A 16,320-nucleotide genomic window follows, 5' to 3' on the forward strand; every position below is an offset into this window, starting at 1 on the left:
CTATAGTTGCCGCAGCGCGCGCGCGGGCCGCACCGACATCAGCGGGATCGATCCGGCAAGGCCAATCCCCAGGGTCAGCACCGCCCCGCCCGCCAGCGTCGCCAGCACCACGCCCCAGTCCGGCGCCCAGCCAAAGCTGAAGAGCTGCACCACAACATACCAGGCGGCCGCCCCGCCCAGCAGCAGCGCGACCAGCGCCAGCAACCCGGCCAGCACGCCATATTCCAGCGCCTGCGCGCCCAATATCTGGCCACGCGTCGCCCCCAGCAGTTTCAGCACGACACTGTCATAGCTGCGGCTCTGCCGCCCGGCCGCGATCGCCCCGATCAGCACCGCGACCCCCGCCAGCACCGTCACCGATGCCGCCGCCAGGATCGCACTCGACATCTGGTCCAGCAAGCCAGACACCTGGCCGATCACCTGCCCCACCTCGATCACCGACGCGCCGGGGAAGGTCGCCAGCAGCGCGCTCGTCACCGCCTGCTCCTGGCGCTTGTCGGGCAGGCTGATCGTCGCGGTCAGGCTGTGCGGCGCCGACGCCAGCGTGCTGGGCGAAAAGACCATCACATAGTTGAAGCCCATCGTGTCCCAGTTGATCTTGCGCAGCGACGCGACCCGCGCCTCGATCTCGCGGCCCAGGATCGACACGGTGATGCGATCGCCGACCCAGATGTCCAGCGCCCTGGCTTGGTCGGCATCGAGCGACACCAATGGCGGCCCGACATAATCGCGCGACCACCAGCGTCCCTCCACGATCTCGCTCCCCTCCGGCAGGGTCGCGCTATAGGTGACGCCGCGCTCGCCGCGCAGGATCCACGCCCCTTCCGGTTTCTCCTTCAGGTCAGCGACGCGCTTGCCCGAATAGCCGGTCACCGTGCCACGCAGGATCGGCACGACGTTCAGCTTCGCCGCCGGCACGCGCTTGGCCATCAAAGCGCGAAACTGCGCCTCCGCCCCGGCCGGCATGTCGAGTATGAACAGGTTGGGCGCCTGTTTCGGCACGGTCCGGCCGATCTCCGCCTGGATGCTGGTCTGGATCGCCGCCAGCGTGACGAACAGGGTCAGCGCCAGCCCCAGTGCCACCGTCAACGCCGCCGTCTGCGCGCCGGGCCGATGGAGGTTGGCGAGCGCCAGCCGCAGCAGCGGCCGCCGCGCATGCGGCATGCGCCGCGCCAGCCACTTTATCCCCTGCCCCATCGCCAGCAGCAGCAACAGGGTCGCCGTAATGGCGCCCAGTATGGCCGCAGCGAACATCGGCGTGCGCGCCGTCAGCAGCACGACCGCCACCAGCAGCGCGATCGCCCCGCCGACAAGCGCCAGCGTGTGCCGGTCGATCCGTCGCCGCCCGTCGACCAGGGTACGCAGGATCGCCGCCACCGGCTCGGTCCGAGCACGGGCGAGCGGCGGCAGGGTGAAGATTAGCGCGATCAGCAGGCCATAGGCCGCGCTCGTCACCAGCGGCAGCGGATAGAGATGGAAGCCCGGCGCCACCGGCAGCATGTCGCCCGCAGCCCAGACCAGCAAGGGCGGCGACAGCGCACCCGCCACCAGCCCGGCCAATATGGCCAGCCCCGCAACCACCCCGATCTGCAACAGATAGATGCGCTGGATATCGGCCGATGTCGCCCCCAGCACCTTGAAGGTCGCGAGCGCGCCACGCTTGATCGCCAGATAGGACGCGACGCCATTGCTGACGCCGATCCCGGCAATCACCAGCGCGGCGAGGCCGATCAGCGACAGGAACTGGCCCATATTCTCGATGAAGCGGTTGGTGCCCGGCGCCGCCCGTTCACGGTCCTTAAATTCCCAGCCCTGCTCGACATAGCGCTTCTCCAGCCGCTCGCGCAGCGCCTGCGCATCCGCCCCGGCGGGCAGGCGCAGCCGATATTTGGCGCGGTAGAGACTGCCCGGCTGGATCAGTCCGGTGCGGTCCAGCCCGTCCATCGACACGATCGCCACCGGCCCCAGGGTAAAGCCCTCGCCCACCCGGTCCGGTTCGTCGGCGATGATCGCAGCGACAGTGAAATCAGCCGTGCCATAGCGCAGCGCGTCACCGACGCCGATCGCCATCCGCTCCGCCAGGGCCAGGCTGATCAGGATGTGGTCGGCGGCCAGCGGCGCATAGCGGCCATGCTGCAACGCCAGCCTGCCATAGAGCGGATAGGCATCGTCCACGCCTTTCAACTCGGTCAGCAGCGGCGGCGCCGCGCGCGCGCCGCCCTTGTGGACCATGGCGCGCAGCCGCACCGTTTCGCTCATCCGGCCCAGCCGCGCGATCGCCTGCTGGTCGCGCGCGTCCATCACCCGCTGGGTCATGGCGATCTCGACATCGCCGCCCAGGATCATCTGCCCCCGCGCCGAAATCTCGGCGGTGATCGCGCTGGTCAGGCTGCCGATCGCCGCCAGCGTCATCACGCCCAGGAACAGGCAGACGAACAGCAGCCGCAAGCCGCGGAACCCGGCATGCAGGTCGCGCCGCGCGATCCGCCAGCTTGCCCCCCACCCCAATGTCGTCACGCGGTGACCTCGCCGCTCAACTGGCCGTCGCGCATCTCGACGGTCCGGTCGCACCGCGCCGCCAGCGCCGGATCATGGGTGATGATCAGCAGTGTTGCGCCGCTCGCCTGTTGCCGGGCGAACAGCAGGTCGATGATCGCCGTGCCGGTCGCCTGGTCCAGATTGCCGGTGGGTTCGTCGGCGAACAATATCGCCGGATCGGGCGCCATGGCCCGTGCAATCGCCACGCGTTGCTGCTCGCCGCCCGACAGCTGGGCGGGATAATGGGATAGGCGATGGCCCAGACCCACCGCCTTCAATTCCTGCGCCGCCCGCTCGAACGGATCGGCCAGCCCCGCCAGTTCCAGCGGCACGGCGACATTTTCCAGTGCCGTCATCGTCGGCAACAGATGGAAGGATTGCAGGATGATGCCGATCCGACCGCGCCGCGCCCGCGCTAGCCCATCCTCGTCGAGCGAGCGATAATTGACGCCGGCCACGCTGACCGTGCCGCCGCTCGCCTGCTCCAGCCCCGACAGGATCGCCATCAGTGACGATTTGCCCGATCCCGACGCGCCCAATATCGCCAGACTCTCGCCGCGACGAATATCCAGGTCGATCCCCTTCAATATCTGCGTGTTGCCGAGCGAGAGGGTGACATTGCGCGCCTGGATCGCGATATGGGGGGCATCGATGGTCGCATGCATGAAGAAGGAAGGCTCCTTGGCGAACGGTTTCCGGCTATATGGGTTCTCGCTGCTGCTTGTCCAACTGCTCGCCGCCTGTTCCCCAACGAAGGAAGAAGCGCTTCCCGCCGCTGACAATGGCGCCGCGAACATGACAGCGAAGGCGACACAGCCAATCGCCGATGGCAAGTTGGTCGTCGTGTTCGGCGACAGCCTCTATGCCGGCTATAATCTTCAGCAGGATCAGGGCTTTGCACCCATACTTGAACAAGCCCTGTCAAAACAGGGGATCAAGGCCCATGTCGTCAATGCCGGCGTGTCGGGCGACACCAGCGCCGACGGCCTCGCCCGCCTCGCCTTCGGTCTCGACGGCCTGCCGCGCAAGCCCGACCTGGTCCTCGTGGGCCTGGGCGGCAACGACATGCTGCGCGGCCTCAGCCCGCAGGCGACCCGGACCAATATCGACGCCATCCTGACCGAACTTGCCAAGCGCGGCATTCCCGCGATGCTGACCGGCATGATGGCTTCGCCCAATATGGGACCGGACTATGCCGCCGCCTTCAACCCGATCTACCCGGACCTGGCGAAGAAGCATGGCGTGCCGCTCTACCCCTTCTTCCTCGACGGCGTGATCGGCCAGCGCAGCCTGCTGCTGCCCGACGGCATCCACCCCAATCCCCAAGGCGTCCAGCGCATCACCGCCAAGGTCGCACCGTTGGTGGCCAGGCAGTTGGGGGAGTAGACCCCAGGGGAAAATCGGGTGTCCGTCAAAATGGCTAAAATGGGTGGGAGCAAGACATTCCTCCCCGGCACGGGGAGGGGGACCGCTCGCGTAGCGAGTGGTGGAGGGGCACAGGCCAGATAGCGCAGCGCCAAGAGGCACCTGCCCCTCCGTCAGCGCTTCGCGCTGCCACCTCCCCGTTCCGGGGAGGAATGTCCACTTCTGGTCGCTTCCTGCCCACCCAAATTTGCCCTCACGGCCCCGCTAGATCAGCCCTCGCACGATCCAGCCTGGCAGCGTCGCGATCGCCAGCAAAGTCCCCAATGGCACCCGGCTCTGCCCCTGTACGGCCTGGCCCAGCGCCAGCGCGACCAGCGCCCCCGCCAGACCCAGCGAGGCGGCGATCAGCAGGATGAAGGGCAGCGCCTGCCAGCCCAGCCAGGCGCCGATCGCGCCGAGCAGCTTGGCGTCGCCCAGCCCCAGCCCCTCGCGCCCGCGCAGCGCGCGATAGCCGAGCGCGATCGCCAGCAGCCCCAGATAGCCCGCCGCCGCGCCGATCACCCGATCGATCAACGCAACATCGGTGGTCCACAGCCCCAGCGTGAAGCCGAAGAAGGCCAGGGGCAGGGTCAGCGCATCGGGCAGCCAGAAATGGCGCCAGTCCAGTAGCGCCAGGGTCAGCAGCAGCCAGCCGAGCAGCGCCCAGCCGATCCCGCCCAGATCCGGCACGAAACCCAGCGCCAGCGCGCCGATGATGGCGCAGCCCGCCTCCACCCGACCATGGAGCGGATCGATCGCCGCGCCGCAGGTCCGGCATCGGCCGCGCTGCACCAGCGCGCTCAGCATCGGCACCAGATCGATCGGCCCCAGTAGCCGGCCACAGCCGTCGCAGGCCGACCGGCCGCGCATCACGCCCCGCCCCTGCGGCCAGCGCAGGATCAGGGTGGCAAGGAAGCTGCCCGCGATCGCACCCGCGACCGCGCCGACCAGGGCCGCCCAGGGATGGATCACAACGTCCCTTCGACCTTCAGCACATAGGCGTTGCCGACCGTGGCGAAGCCCGTCTGGCCCAGTGTCCCGGCCAGCGCCGGGTCAGCGGTTTCCACCCGCATTTCGGCGGTATAGCGGCCCGACCGCCAGATGCGCAGGTTGATCTTTTCCATCCCCGACTGGCTGACGAGCGGCAGCAGCAATGCGTCACCATCGCAGGCGACCGTGCCCGACAGCCCCTGCGACAGGTTCAGCCCGGCAATCTGCGTCGCCATCCGCGCCCGCACCCGACCTTCGGCATGGCCGCAGACATCGCCGCGATAATAGCCGCTGACATCCTCCATCACCAGCCCGCTGACCGGCAGCGGCGCGAATGTGCGGCCCAGCGGCACCGAGCCGGTCACGTCATCGATGCCGATCCGGTCGAGCCCGACGGTCAGCGCCCCCTGGATGTCGTCGGGCTGGCCGCGATGGCGGGCGATGTCGAACCGCGCCCGGCCGACCAGCAGCGATAGCGGCGACAGGCCGGCGCGCACCGACCCCATCGGCATTTCACCCAGCATCAGTTGGTCGATCCGCCCGCTCCACACGCTGCCGCGTATCTCGCGCGCGGCCAGGCCCAGCCGGTCGAGCTGCGCCAGCCCCAGCGCCACGCGCATCGGAATGAAGAGGATGAGGCCCAAGACGAACAGTGCGATCAGGATGATGCGCATCCGGCGCGACAGGATCAGCCCCTTCATTGGCCACCTCCGCGCACCAGCACCGCCTGCACCGACACGCTGCCCGCCGTCGGCGAGGGCCGCGCGCTCATCGTCTCGACCCGAAGCCCCTGCGCCTCCAGCCCCGCGATCCAGCTCATCATCGCCACCGGACGGACCGAGGCGATGGCGATCTCCATCCGGTCATTGCCCTGCGGCTGCGCCCGTTCCAGCGTCAGCCCGGCCTCGCCCGCGCTTTGGCCGACAAACTGCTCGATCGGGATAGCCGGGCCACTCGGCATCGGCGCCCGCGGCAGATGCTTGAGCAGCTTCACCTTGGCGCGGATCGCCGCGTTGCGATCGGTCGCTTCGCGCAAAGCATCGCGGGCGGAAACCTGCGCATGGGTCAGCGGCCGGGCCACGCCCAGCCACAATATCACCACCGCCAGCAGCGCGAACATCACGCCCAGCATCCATTGCTCGCGCGGCGACCGCTCGATCCAATAGGCTTTCATCCTGTCCATCATGACCGCACCGTAATATCTGCCAGCGTGCGCCCGCCCGGATCCTGGGACGGGGTCGCCGTGATCGTGTAACCGGCCGCCTGCAACGCCAGCAGCACGATGTTGATGTCATCCGCCTTGGCGGCGGCCAGGGTCGCGCGCACCATGCCGTCGGGATCGCGCGACAGCGCCGTCAGCGACACGCCCGGCGCATCCTGCATCGCGCTCATCAGGCCGGCGACCGGCGCGGTGAAGGCATAGGCGCCGGCTCCGCGCGCGGCGAGTTGCCGGTCCATCTCCGCCTCGACCTGCATCACGTCGTTCGCCTCGGGCAGCACCTGCCGCGCCAGCACCAGGCTTTCGCCATCGACCTGGCTGGCGGCGACATTCTGCCGCACCAGGGTCACAAGGCTGATGAGCAGGCTGGCCAGCAGGATCAGGCCGCACCAGATCGCGACCCGGCCCAGCGCCCGCGTGTCGATCTGGCGCCGCACCCGCTTGGCGAAATCGCCCTGGCGCAGGTCGATCGGCGGCGCATCGAGTGCGGCAACGAGCCGCGCTTCGATCTCGTCCGCCCCAACCTCCCGCACCGGCGCGTCGCCAATCAGTTCGGGCAGCGCCATGTCGCCGGTCAGCGCCATGTCCGCGCCGCGCAACACCAGCGCCCCGCCAATCATTCCCGATACGAAACCAACTTCATTTTCCGGCAGCAGCAGCGCCGCCGGCACGATGATGTCGGGGTCCAGCCCATGATGCTGCGCCCAGAGCAGCCAATGCTGCATGTCACTGCGCGCCGCGACCGCCACGATGTGCGGGCGGGCGGGATCGTCATTCTCGTCCGCGGCGGCAAACAGCTGGTCGGACGGCAGGATGGCGCCGGCCAGCGCGCCCAGCCGCGCCGCCGCCCGCCCCTGCCGCGCTGGCAGGTCGGGATGCGACACCCAGTGCAGCGCCACCAGCGCGGCCGGCGGCACCAGCATCACCCGCGCCTTGTCGGGCAGCGTGGCAAGGCCACAGCCGGCCAGCCAGTTGGCACCGGCGCCGGTCTGGACGATCGCACCATCCACCACCCGCATCCATGTCGGCGCGTCCTCCGCCCCCTCGGGCAGGGCAATGATCAAGGCATCGGCCGAACTCATGCGCCCGTCCCCCAATCGCGCCGCACCAGCCGGATCGGCGGTTGCCGGGCATCGATCAGCCCGCGCTCCACCACTTGCGTTCCCCCTACATTCACCGACACGTCCACTCTGAAAAATCCCGTCGTCAACTTGACCTGCTCGGCCACCTCGGTGAGCGGACTGAGCCCGACCAGAGAGGGTGCCTGCCAGAATTGCGGTATGCTGCCGTAGCCTTCCGCCGGCCGTTGCGCCAGCAATTGCCGTGCCTGCGCCACGCTCAGCTGCCCCGGCAGCAGCATCGCGAACAGCGGCGCCTGATCGGGCAGCAAGGTGTTGATATTTATCGGCGACATGTCCGACACCGGCAGCGCGCAGACCCAGGGCCGGACCAGATCATAGACCGCCGGTGTGATGCCGTTCACCGCCCGCAGCTCGCTGGCGTCGACCATGAAGCGGTTGGCGGTGCGATAGGGCCGCGCCGCGCGGGCATAGGTCTCGTCCTCGGCGCCGCCCGGCTGGGGCACGCTGTCGGTATCGATCCAGTCGGCGAGCGAGGCGGCGGCGACCTGCGCCTGGCGCACATCGACGCCCAGCGCCTGCAACAGCGCCTGAAACTGCGAAACCGCCACCGGCCGCACCTTCAGGCTGTTCTCATTATTGCCGGCGACCACGCTGTTGAGGTTGAAGCAGTTGCTGCCGTCGGTCACCCGCGCCGTCGCCATGCCGCCGGGCACCGGGATCGCCTGCGGCGTCCCCATCCAGTTGCCCGCCAAGGTCGTCTTGCCGGGGCTGGCCGCGACCAGATCGCCGATCTTGAGGCGCACGATCACCATGCCGGCATCGGCGAAGGCCCGCCCCTGATCGACCGCGCCGCCATTGCCCGTCATCCGCGTCGCCAGCGCCACCCGCTCCAGCGCCGTGGCCGCCACCACCGCCATCACCGCGACCAGCAGCAAGACGGTCAGCAGCGCGGCGCCGCGCTCCTCAGGACGGTTGGGATCAGGCCGCCGCATTGGCCGCCTCCTGATCGTCAAGCGGGGCTTCCTTGGGACCGGGCGCCACCAGGAAACGCAACATGACCGGTGGCTCGCCAGTGCGCTTGACCACCATCTCCACCGCGCGCGGCATCAGGTCGGGCTGGCCCGGCGTCCAGTCCTCGCGCCACTTGCCCTCTACGTCGCGGAAGCGCAGCGTCACCTCCTCGACATGGTCGAGCAGCGCCGCCGGCTCGTCGCCCGCCGCCCCGTCGATCTGGGCATAGCCGCGCCGTTCCAGCCGGCCCTGCCGCACCCAATATTCCACCTTCTGCAACGATGGCCGGGGCAGGTCGCCCAGATTATCCCATCCGCCGCGCACGAACTGCATCACCGGCTGTTCCTCGCCATCGCGATGCGCCCAGAAGGCCGGGGCCAGCGTCCCCGCCTCGGTGCGGCTGATGCGCGGCACCGCCTGACCAAGATCGGCCGACAACGCCCCCGCGGCCCGCTGGATCGCCGCCATGTCGTCCAGACGCGCCTTGACCTGCGCCTGCGCCGACACGCTGTTGCCGAGCAGCAGCACGCCCGCCGCCGCCAGCATCGCAAAGATCATCAGCGCGACGAGCAGCTCAATCAGCGTGAAGCCCTGTTCGGCGGAACGCCTCAAAGACGTGAAGCCTTGTTCACCCCGTCCGCCTTCCGGCTTCTCCGGCCTCATCACTCCACCTCCCGCAGGAAGCTGAGCACCACCGGCGATGCGCCCGGCTGGCCATCGACCACCAGATCGACCTGCAACAGGCGCTTGTCCTCGGTCGCCTTGACGGTGCGGGTCCAGTGCCAGCGGCGGCCGCCATTCTCGACCTCGCCATCCTCCTCGCCCACCGAGGGCGGGGCGACATCGCTCTGCACCTCGACCATCAGGTTGCGGGCGACGATCTGGCCCAGCGCCTTGCTGTCGAGGTCCGCGGCGGTGCGCAGCGTCACCCCCTGCAACCGCACCAGCGCCAAAGCCGCCAGGCTGAACACCGCCAGCGCGACCAGCATTTCAAGCAGCGTGAAGCCCTGTTGGGCGGAACGCATAGAAGACGTGAAGCCGTGTTCGGCGGAACGCGACAAAGGCGCGACGCCCTTTTCATTGCGCCGATCAGCCACCGACCACGACCTTTCCGGCCATGTCGACGCTCACCTGCACCCGCTCCGCCTCGCGCGCCAGGGTGATGGTCAGCGGATCGGTGGGCAGGCCGGTGCCGTCGAAGGCGATCTGCTGGCGGCCGTCCTGGCCAACCAGCGCCCGCGTGCCGGTCTTCCAGTTGGCGCTGACGAAGGGTTTTTCGTCCATCGGCACCCATTGGCCGCCCTCACGGCGCTGAAACCCATAGCCCGAGGCGGAGACCCACACGCCCATCGGGCGCGCGGTAACGACCGCTTCGTCGCGCGCGGCGGCAACGCGCGCGGCAAAGCGGTCGGCATCGTCAACGATCCGGCCGCGCGGATCGGGAATGGCGATCACCACGGCAGCCGAAATGAAGCCGATGATCGTCAGCACGACCATCAGTTCTATGAGGGTGAAGCCGTTGCGTGGCGGGACCGATGCCCCACCACCGTTCGGGCTGAGCCTGTCGAAGCCCCCTGCCGAGCGGAGCGAGGCACCTCGCCCCACGCCGCGTGCGGCATCACATTTCGCTGGAATAGATGTCCGCATTCTCATTCTCGCCGCCCGGCTGGCCATCGGCGCCCAGCGAGCTGATGTCGAACGCGCCCTTCTTGCCCGGCACGGTGTAGATATAGGCGCGGCCCCACGGATCCTGCGGCAGCTTCTTGATATAGCCGCCCCGGCGGTAGCGCTGCGGCTGTGCCAGCGACGCGGGCGGATTGAGCAGCGCCTGCAGCCCGTCCGACGCGGCGGGATAGGTCAGGTTGTCGAGGCGATATTGCTCCAGCGCCTGTTCGATGGTCGAAATGTCGGCTTTGGCCTTTTCGACACGGGCGGTATCGGTCGCGGGGATCACGTTGATCGCCACGATCGTCGCCAGCAGGCCGATGATGACGATCACGACCATCAGCTCGACCAGCGTGAAGCCGTGTTCGGCGGAACGCCTCGAAGACGTGAAGCCGTGTTCGGCGGAACGCCCCACTTGCTTGTCGTAACGCGCATGAGAGTGGGAGAGGATCTTTCGCATATTCTACTCCTTCAAGCCCCGGTCAGGCTTTGCAGCTGCAGGATCGGCAGCAGGATGGACAGGATGATGACGGCGACGATGCCGCCCATCAATATGATGATGATCGGCTCCAGCATGGCGAGCGCGGCCGAGGTGAAGGCGTCGAACTCGCGCTCCAGATAATCGGCCGCGCGCTCCAGCATCGTGTCGAGCCGCCCAGCACTCTCGCCGCTCGCCGCCAGATAGACCAGCAGCGGGGGAAACACCCCTGCCCGCTTCAACGCCGCCGACAGGCTGCCACCGCCCCGGATCGCCTCGACAATCTCGTCCGACGCCTTGCGCAGCACCCGATTATGCACCGTGTTGGCGGTCAGCGACAGCCCCTCCATCAGCGGCAGCCGGCTCGCCACCATCGTCGAGAGCGTGCGCGCCATCCGCGCGGCGTGCAGGTCGCGGATCAACCGGCCCAGCACCGGCAGCCCCAGCAGCATCGCATCGAAGCGATAACGGAAACTGTCGATCTTGAGCGCGCGCCAGAAGCCGAAGGCGCCAAGCCCGATCAGGATCAGCAACAACCACCAATAGCCCGCCAGAAAGGCGGAAATGCCCATCACCATCCGCGTGAGCAGCGGCAATTGCTGGCCCACCGTGTCGAACTGCTCGACCACCTTGGGCACGACGAAGATCATCAACGCCGCGACCACGAACACGGCGAAGGTCGCCAGCACCGAAGGATAGGCGATCGCGGTCAGCACCTTGGAGCGCATCACCGCCTGCCGCTCCATCAGTTCGGACAGCCGCTCCATGATGGTGGGCAGACTGCCCGAGCTTTCGCCGGCCGACACCATCGCGCGATAGAGGGCGGGAAAGCTTTTCGGCTCCGCGCCCAGCGCATCGGCCAGCCGCCGTCCCTCCAGCACACCCGAATGGACCTTGCCCACGATCGCGCGGACATGATCCTGCTCGCTCTGCCGGCTGATCGTGCGCAGCGATTCCTCCAGCGGGCTCACCTGGATCAGGGTCGACAATTGCCGGGTAAAGAGCGTCAGGTCCTTGGCCGACAGCTTGGGCGCGCGCAGCGACAGGCCGGCCCGCTTGCGCGCGACCGACACCGCGCCCGGCTCCAGCCGGACGACGAACAGCTTGCGCGCATCCAGCTTGACCCGCGCCTCGTCCAGGCTGTCCGCCTTGACGCTGCCCTTGCGCTCCTTGCCCGCCGGGTCGATCGCGACATAGTCGAAATCAGCCATCGGCAATGGTTTCCACCTCGGTCGCGTCGCGGCGCGACACGCGGATCGCTTCCTCGGCCGTGGTCTGGCCGTCGCGCACCAGCGCACGCGCGGCCGATCCCAGGTTCGGCGCATTGAGGAAGGCATGGCGGGCGATCAGCGATTCGTCGCCGCCATCGTTGATCAGGCGGCGGATCGTGTCGTCGACGCGGATCGCCTCGAACACGCCGATCCGGCCCTTGTAACCGGTGCCGTTGCATTCGTCGCAGCCACGCGCCCGGTAGATGATCGTGCCGGGGTCAAAGCCCAGCAGGGCGCTCGCCGACTTGTCGGCCTGTACCGGCTCGCGGCAATGCTGGCACAGCCGCCGCACCAGACGCTGGGCGACGACGGCGCGCAGCGTGGAGGCAAGCAGGAAGGGTTCGACGCGCATGTCGCGCATACGGGTGATCGCGCCGACCGCGTCATTGGTATGGACGGTCGACAGCACGAGATGGCCGGTCAGCGACGCCTGCACCGCAATCTCGGCCGTCTCGCGGTCGCGGATTTCGCCGACCATGACGACATCGGGGTCCTGGCGCAGGATCGCGCGCAGCCCGGCGGCGAAGGTCAGGCCGACCTTGGCATTGACCTGGGTCTGGCCGACGCCCTCCATCGCATATTCGACCGGGTCTTCGACCGTCAGAATGTTGCGGCTGCCATCGTTCAGGTTGCGCAGGCCGGCATAGAGCGTCGTCGTCTTGCCCGAACCGGTCGGGCCGGTGACCAGGATGATGCCGTTGGGCTCGCTCAGCCCCTCGCGGAAGATGCGGTCGGGTGCCCCGGTCATGCCGAGCAGGTCGAGCGTGATGCCGGCATTTTCCTTGTCCAGGATACGCAGCACCACCCGTTCGCCCGCCCGGCTCGGCAGGGTCGATACGCGCACGTCGAGCAGCTTGCCGCCCAGGGTCAGGCCGATGCGGCCATCCTGCGGCACGCGCCGTTCGGCAATGTCGAGCCGCGCCATCACCTTGATGCGGCTGACCACCACCGGCGCGACATGCGGCGGCATGCGCAGCGTCTCGCGCAGTACGCCATCCACGCGCATCCGCACGATCAGCCCCGTCTCATAGGGTTCGATATGAATGTCCGACACGCCCTGGCGTGCGGCCTCGGCAATGATGCCATTGATCAGGCGGATCGCCGGCGCGTCGTCTGCGCTGTCGAGCAGATCGTCGGCGGTCGGAATGTCGGCGGCCAATATGTCCAGCTCATCCGCGCCGACGTCGATCGACCCGGCCATGGCGGCGGCGCTGCCCTCCATCGCATAATGATCGGACAGATGCCGGTCGAACTGCGGCGCCTCGACAAAGCGCACGTCGAAGCTGCGGGCGAGATGACGGCGCACCTCCAACAGCACGCGTGGATCGCTGCCCTCGCGCACCGCGATCGACAGTCGTTCGCCATCCTGCGGCAACATCACCACGCCATGCTTGCGGGCAAAGCCATAGGGGATGTCGACCGGTCGTGGCGGAAGAACTGACGGCATTACCGTCACATGCTCCTGTTCGCTCACTTCTGCTCTCCGCTTGGCGGCAGATCGACCGGGCGGACGACGCCGCTCGACTGCCGCACCGTGGGTTCGATGACCTGGACCTGTCCCGGTGCCGGCGATGTCGCCGGCGCGGCGGCACCGGCCTGCGGCTCGACCAGCATGTCGCCGGGCTGTGGCGCGATCGGCGGCTGCGCGCCCATATAGTCGCGCACCAGCTCGTCGATGGTCGGCTCGCTGTCGGGGCTGCGCTGCAACTGCATGCCGCGCACATAGCCATAGCGCTGCTGGGTCAGGCGCTGCGCATCTTCCTTGGTGCGCAGGATGGTCGGGCGGATGAAGACCATGAGGTTGGTCTTGGTCCGGCTCTTGCTGCGCGACTTGAACAGCTCGCCAATGCCCGGAATGTCGGACAGCAGCGGGATGCGCTCGATCGTCTTGCGCTCATTATCGTCCAGCAGGCCGCCCAGCGCCAGGATTTCGCCGTCATCGACCGTGACCGTGGTCTCGATCTCGCGCTTGTTGATGATCAGGTCGCTGCTCGAATTGCTGACTGGCCCCGCCACGCTCGACACTTCCTGCTTCAGGAACAGCTTGATCGCGCCGCCGGTGTTGATCTGCGGCTTCACCTCCAGCTTGATGCCGACATCCTGGCGCTGGACGGTGCGGAACTGGTTGTCGAAATTCTGGCTCAGCGCCTCGCCGGTGGTCACCGGCACCTGCTGGCCGACCAGGATCGACGCCTTCTGATTGTCCAGCGTCATCACCGACGGCGTCGACAGCAGGTTGCTCTCGGTATCCGACTTCACTGCATTGATGATCGCGCCGAAAATGCCGTTCTTGCCGATCTGCGTGCCCAGGCCGCCGACGATGCCGGTCGCGCTGGCCAGGCTGTCGACCGCCGCCTGGGTCAGGCTGCTGGCCAGATCGCTGTTGGTCTGCGTCTCGGTCGTCGTGGTCGTCCCGTCGGCCGCCACCACCGTCGTCTTGGTGGTGCCCAGCTTGGTCGCGCCATAGGCACCGGCAATGGTGATCAGGCTGGGCGACGCATTGCTGTAATTGGTCGCGGCAAAGCCGGTCGATGTGCTGCCCAGCAGGAACTGCACGCCCAGCTTCTTGGCCGCCGCATCGCTGATCTCGACGATGATCGCCTCCACCAGCACCTGCTCGCGGCGGGTATCGATCTGGCGGATGGTCTCGCCCAGCATGCGCTGCACGTCGCTGTTGGCGGCAACGATGATCGCATTGGCGCCTTCATAGCGGGTAACGATCGCCGGGCCGCGGGTCGAAATGCCGCTGCCGCTCGATCCGCTGGAGGCCGCCGCGACCGGTGCCGCCGCTGCGCTGGCCGGAGCCGCGCCGCCGCCAGCGCCGCCGCTGGCACCGGCCGCCGGGACCGAGGAGGTGACGGGCGAGCTGCTCGACTGGCCGATCAACTGCTGCAACACCGGCAACAGCTTCTCCGCATCGGCATGTTCCAGCCAGTAGACGCGGATTTCCGTGCCGCTCGCCGCCTGCCGGTCCAGCTCGCGCGCCATATTGGCGAGGCGCGTGACGGTGTTCACATCGCCGCGAATGGCGATCGCATTGCTGCTGTCGATCGGCACCACGCTGGCGGCCGCCGGCGCGCCATTCTCGCCGCCGCCACTCTGCACCAGCGCCTGCAGCGATGTCGCGATCTCGCGCGCGCCGGCATTTTTCAGCATTACCATCTGGGTCGAGCTGGTGTCGCGATCGACCCGCGCAATCACCTGGCGGATGCGCGCGACATTGTCGGCATAGTCGGCGACGACGATGCTGTTGCCGGCGCGATTGGCGGTGACCGTGCCTTCCTTGCTGATCAGCGGGCGCAGCGTTTCCAGCACGCTTGCCGCGTCGACCGACCGCAGGCGGAAGACTTCGGTGACGAAGCTGTTGCGGGTCGCCGCCCGGCCCACCGCGCTCGGCTGGCCGGCCGCGCCGTCCGCCGGCTGGATGCGATAGGCGCCACCGGGCGCCGGCACCGCGACCAGGCCATTGGCGCGCAGCGTCGACAGCACGATCTCGAAATATTCCGACTTGGACAGCGGCCGGTCGGTCACGACCGACACCTTTCCCTGCACCCGGTTGTCGATGATGAAGGTGCGGCCGGTGACGCGCGCGGCATCCTGGATGAAGGCGCGGATATCGGCATCGCGCACATTCAGCGTCTGCTGCGCATGGCCGGGGACCGGGGCAGCCAGGACCAGCGCGAGGGCGGCGGAATATTTGAGGATATGTCTAGTCATTGGCCTTGCAATATCAGGTTGATCGGCACGGTGACGGCGCCGCGCTCCACGGTCAGGGACAGGCGTGCGCCGGGCACGATCTGGTTCTGCAATGATGCCAGGTCACCGGCCGATCCGATCGGCTGGCCGTTGATCTGGGTCACGATGTCGCCGGCCTGGAAACCGGCATTTTGAAAGCCCGGCCCCTTGGGGCTCAGCACCAGCCCGGTCACCCGGCCATTCTGGGTGCGCGGGGAAAAGCCGATGTCGCGCTTCACCGCATCGGCGCTCGGCGCATCGCGGCCCGGCACCGGCGAGGGCGCGCCCTCGCCCGGCGCCATATCCCCCTCGGGCGCGCCGCCCGGCCCACCAGCCGGTCCGCCGGCCGCCGACGCCGGCTGGGACTGGTCGAGGAACACCTGCTCCTCCGCCCCACCGCGATCGATGGTCACATGGTCGAACAATACCGCCTTCAGCACCACGCCGGGCATGATCTCGTCGCCCACGGCATAGCTGTTCTGGATGCCATCGGGCGTCGCCAGGATCGCCGATCCCTGCCCCGTCCCCTCGTTCAGCCGCACGCCATAGAGCGTCAGCGCCAGCGAGGTGACGACGCCATTGCCCGCCTGCGGCGCGCCGGTGCGGAAAAAGGGATCGAAACTGGCGAACAGCGCCTGCCGCGCACTGGCCGAAAGCACCTGCGCCTGCCGCCCTTCCCAGGGGCCGAAGGCGCCGACCGGCGTCAGCAATACCCATACCAGCCGGGCCAGCTGCAATGCCAGCACGGCCAGCAACAGCTTCTCGACCAGCCCCAGCCAGTCGACCGGCCGCGCATAGCGCCGCCACCCTTGCAACTTGTCGCCGAACGGCACACGCATGAGCCGGAATGTCCCCCTTGGTTCGCCCGCCTGCTAGGCAACTCTTCTTACTGCCAGATGACGTTTATGTTACCATAATATGACAGGT

General features: G+C 68.2%; 16 protein-coding genes. 1 reads left to right on the forward strand and 15 read right to left on the reverse strand.

What is annotated here, in order from left to right; translation table 11 throughout:
- Together E5554_RS16930 and E5554_RS16935 are read right to left on the reverse strand one after the other, a co-directional pair.
- Nucleotides 1-2,517 carry an FtsX-like permease family protein gene (locus E5554_RS16930; protein WP_136187503.1) on the reverse strand — a complete coding sequence of 839 codons (2,517 nt, stop codon included), beginning with the start codon at nucleotides 2,515-2,517 and terminating at the stop codon, nucleotides 1-3.
- Complete coding sequence (locus E5554_RS16935) at nucleotides 2,514-3,203, reverse strand: ATP-binding cassette domain-containing protein (protein WP_136187504.1); 690 nt, start codon at nucleotides 3,201-3,203, stop codon at nucleotides 2,514-2,516. Before E5554_RS16935 ends, E5554_RS16930 begins: the two co-directional genes overlap by 4 nt.
- Between E5554_RS16935 and E5554_RS16940 the strand changes: the two genes are divergently transcribed.
- Nucleotides 3,202-3,924 carry an arylesterase gene (locus E5554_RS16940; protein WP_136187505.1) on the forward strand — a complete coding sequence of 241 codons (723 nt, stop codon included), beginning with the start codon at nucleotides 3,202-3,204 and terminating at the stop codon, nucleotides 3,922-3,924. The two genes, E5554_RS16935 and E5554_RS16940, sit on opposite strands and share 2 nt — an antisense overlap.
- 243 nt (nucleotides 3,925-4,167) lie before the next feature.
- On the opposite strand, the gene E5554_RS16945 is transcribed toward E5554_RS16940, so the two are convergent.
- The 13 genes from E5554_RS16945 to E5554_RS17005 all read right to left on the reverse strand — a co-directional run bounded on the left by E5554_RS16945 (nucleotide 4,168) and on the right by E5554_RS17005 (nucleotide 16,232).
- Nucleotides 4,168-4,914 (reverse strand): A24 family peptidase, encoded by a 747-nt coding sequence (locus E5554_RS16945; RefSeq protein ID WP_136187506.1) that lies wholly within the window; start codon nucleotides 4,912-4,914, stop codon nucleotides 4,168-4,170.
- Entirely contained in the window at nucleotides 4,911-5,633 is a 723-nt protein-coding gene (gene gspN / locus E5554_RS16950; protein WP_136187507.1) for a type II secretion system protein N, read from the reverse strand. The genes E5554_RS16945 and gspN overlap by 4 nt, the downstream gene beginning before the upstream one ends.
- On the reverse strand, nucleotides 5,630-6,118 hold the full coding sequence (locus E5554_RS16955) for a type II secretion system protein M (RefSeq protein WP_026109066.1): 489 nt from the start codon (nucleotides 6,116-6,118) through the stop codon (nucleotides 5,630-5,632). Before E5554_RS16955 ends, gspN begins: the two co-directional genes overlap by 4 nt.
- Nucleotides 6,115-7,233, reverse strand: coding sequence for a type II secretion system protein GspL (gene gspL, locus E5554_RS16960; protein WP_136187508.1), 1,119 nt, complete (start codon nucleotides 7,231-7,233; stop codon nucleotides 6,115-6,117). Before gspL ends, E5554_RS16955 begins: the two co-directional genes overlap by 4 nt.
- Nucleotides 7,230-8,225 (reverse strand): type II secretion system minor pseudopilin GspK, encoded by a 996-nt coding sequence (gene gspK / locus E5554_RS16965; protein ID WP_136187509.1) that lies wholly within the window; start codon nucleotides 8,223-8,225, stop codon nucleotides 7,230-7,232. Before gspK ends, gspL begins: the two co-directional genes overlap by 4 nt.
- Nucleotides 8,212-8,907: a type II secretion system minor pseudopilin GspJ gene (gene gspJ / locus E5554_RS16970; RefSeq protein WP_136187510.1), complete on the reverse strand. Its 696-nt coding sequence runs from the start codon at nucleotides 8,905-8,907 to the stop codon at nucleotides 8,212-8,214. The genes gspK and gspJ overlap by 14 nt, the downstream gene beginning before the upstream one ends.
- Nucleotides 8,907-9,269, reverse strand: a complete 363-nt coding sequence (gspI, locus tag E5554_RS16975) for a type II secretion system minor pseudopilin GspI (RefSeq protein WP_136187511.1) — start codon at nucleotides 9,267-9,269, stop codon at nucleotides 8,907-8,909. The genes gspJ and gspI overlap by 1 nt, the downstream gene beginning before the upstream one ends.
- Nucleotides 9,270-9,333: 64 nt before the next feature.
- Entirely contained in the window at nucleotides 9,334-9,741 is a 408-nt protein-coding gene (locus E5554_RS16980; protein ID WP_136188396.1) for a GspH/FimT family pseudopilin, read from the reverse strand.
- Nucleotides 9,742-9,862: 121 nt separating this feature from the next.
- The gene (gene gspG / locus E5554_RS16985; RefSeq protein WP_281729003.1) at nucleotides 9,863-10,369 is read right to left on the reverse strand and encodes a type II secretion system major pseudopilin GspG; all 507 of its coding nucleotides are present in this window, start codon (nucleotides 10,367-10,369) and stop codon (nucleotides 9,863-9,865) included.
- Between the two features lie 11 nt (nucleotides 10,370-10,380).
- Complete coding sequence (gspF, locus tag E5554_RS16990) at nucleotides 10,381-11,598, reverse strand: type II secretion system inner membrane protein GspF (RefSeq protein ID WP_136187512.1); 1,218 nt, start codon at nucleotides 11,596-11,598, stop codon at nucleotides 10,381-10,383.
- Complete coding sequence (gene gspE, locus E5554_RS16995; RefSeq protein ID WP_010336568.1) at nucleotides 11,591-13,105, reverse strand: type II secretion system ATPase GspE; 1,515 nt, start codon at nucleotides 13,103-13,105, stop codon at nucleotides 11,591-11,593. Before gspE ends, gspF begins: the two co-directional genes overlap by 8 nt.
- Before the next feature lie 23 nt (nucleotides 13,106-13,128).
- Nucleotides 13,129-15,375 carry a type II secretion system secretin GspD gene (gene gspD / locus E5554_RS17000; RefSeq protein WP_010336567.1) on the reverse strand — a complete coding sequence of 749 codons (2,247 nt, stop codon included), beginning with the start codon at nucleotides 15,373-15,375 and terminating at the stop codon, nucleotides 13,129-13,131.
- Nucleotides 15,372-16,232 (reverse strand): type II secretion system protein N, encoded by an 861-nt coding sequence (locus E5554_RS17005; RefSeq protein WP_136187513.1) that lies wholly within the window; start codon nucleotides 16,230-16,232, stop codon nucleotides 15,372-15,374. The genes gspD and E5554_RS17005 overlap by 4 nt, the downstream gene beginning before the upstream one ends.
- Nucleotides 16,233-16,320 lie beyond the last annotated feature (88 nt).

It is taken from the genome of Sphingobium sp. PAMC28499 (assembly GCF_004795815.1).
In the GTDB taxonomy this organism is placed as follows: Bacteria; Pseudomonadota; Alphaproteobacteria; order Sphingomonadales; family Sphingomonadaceae; genus Sphingobium; species Sphingobium yanoikuyae.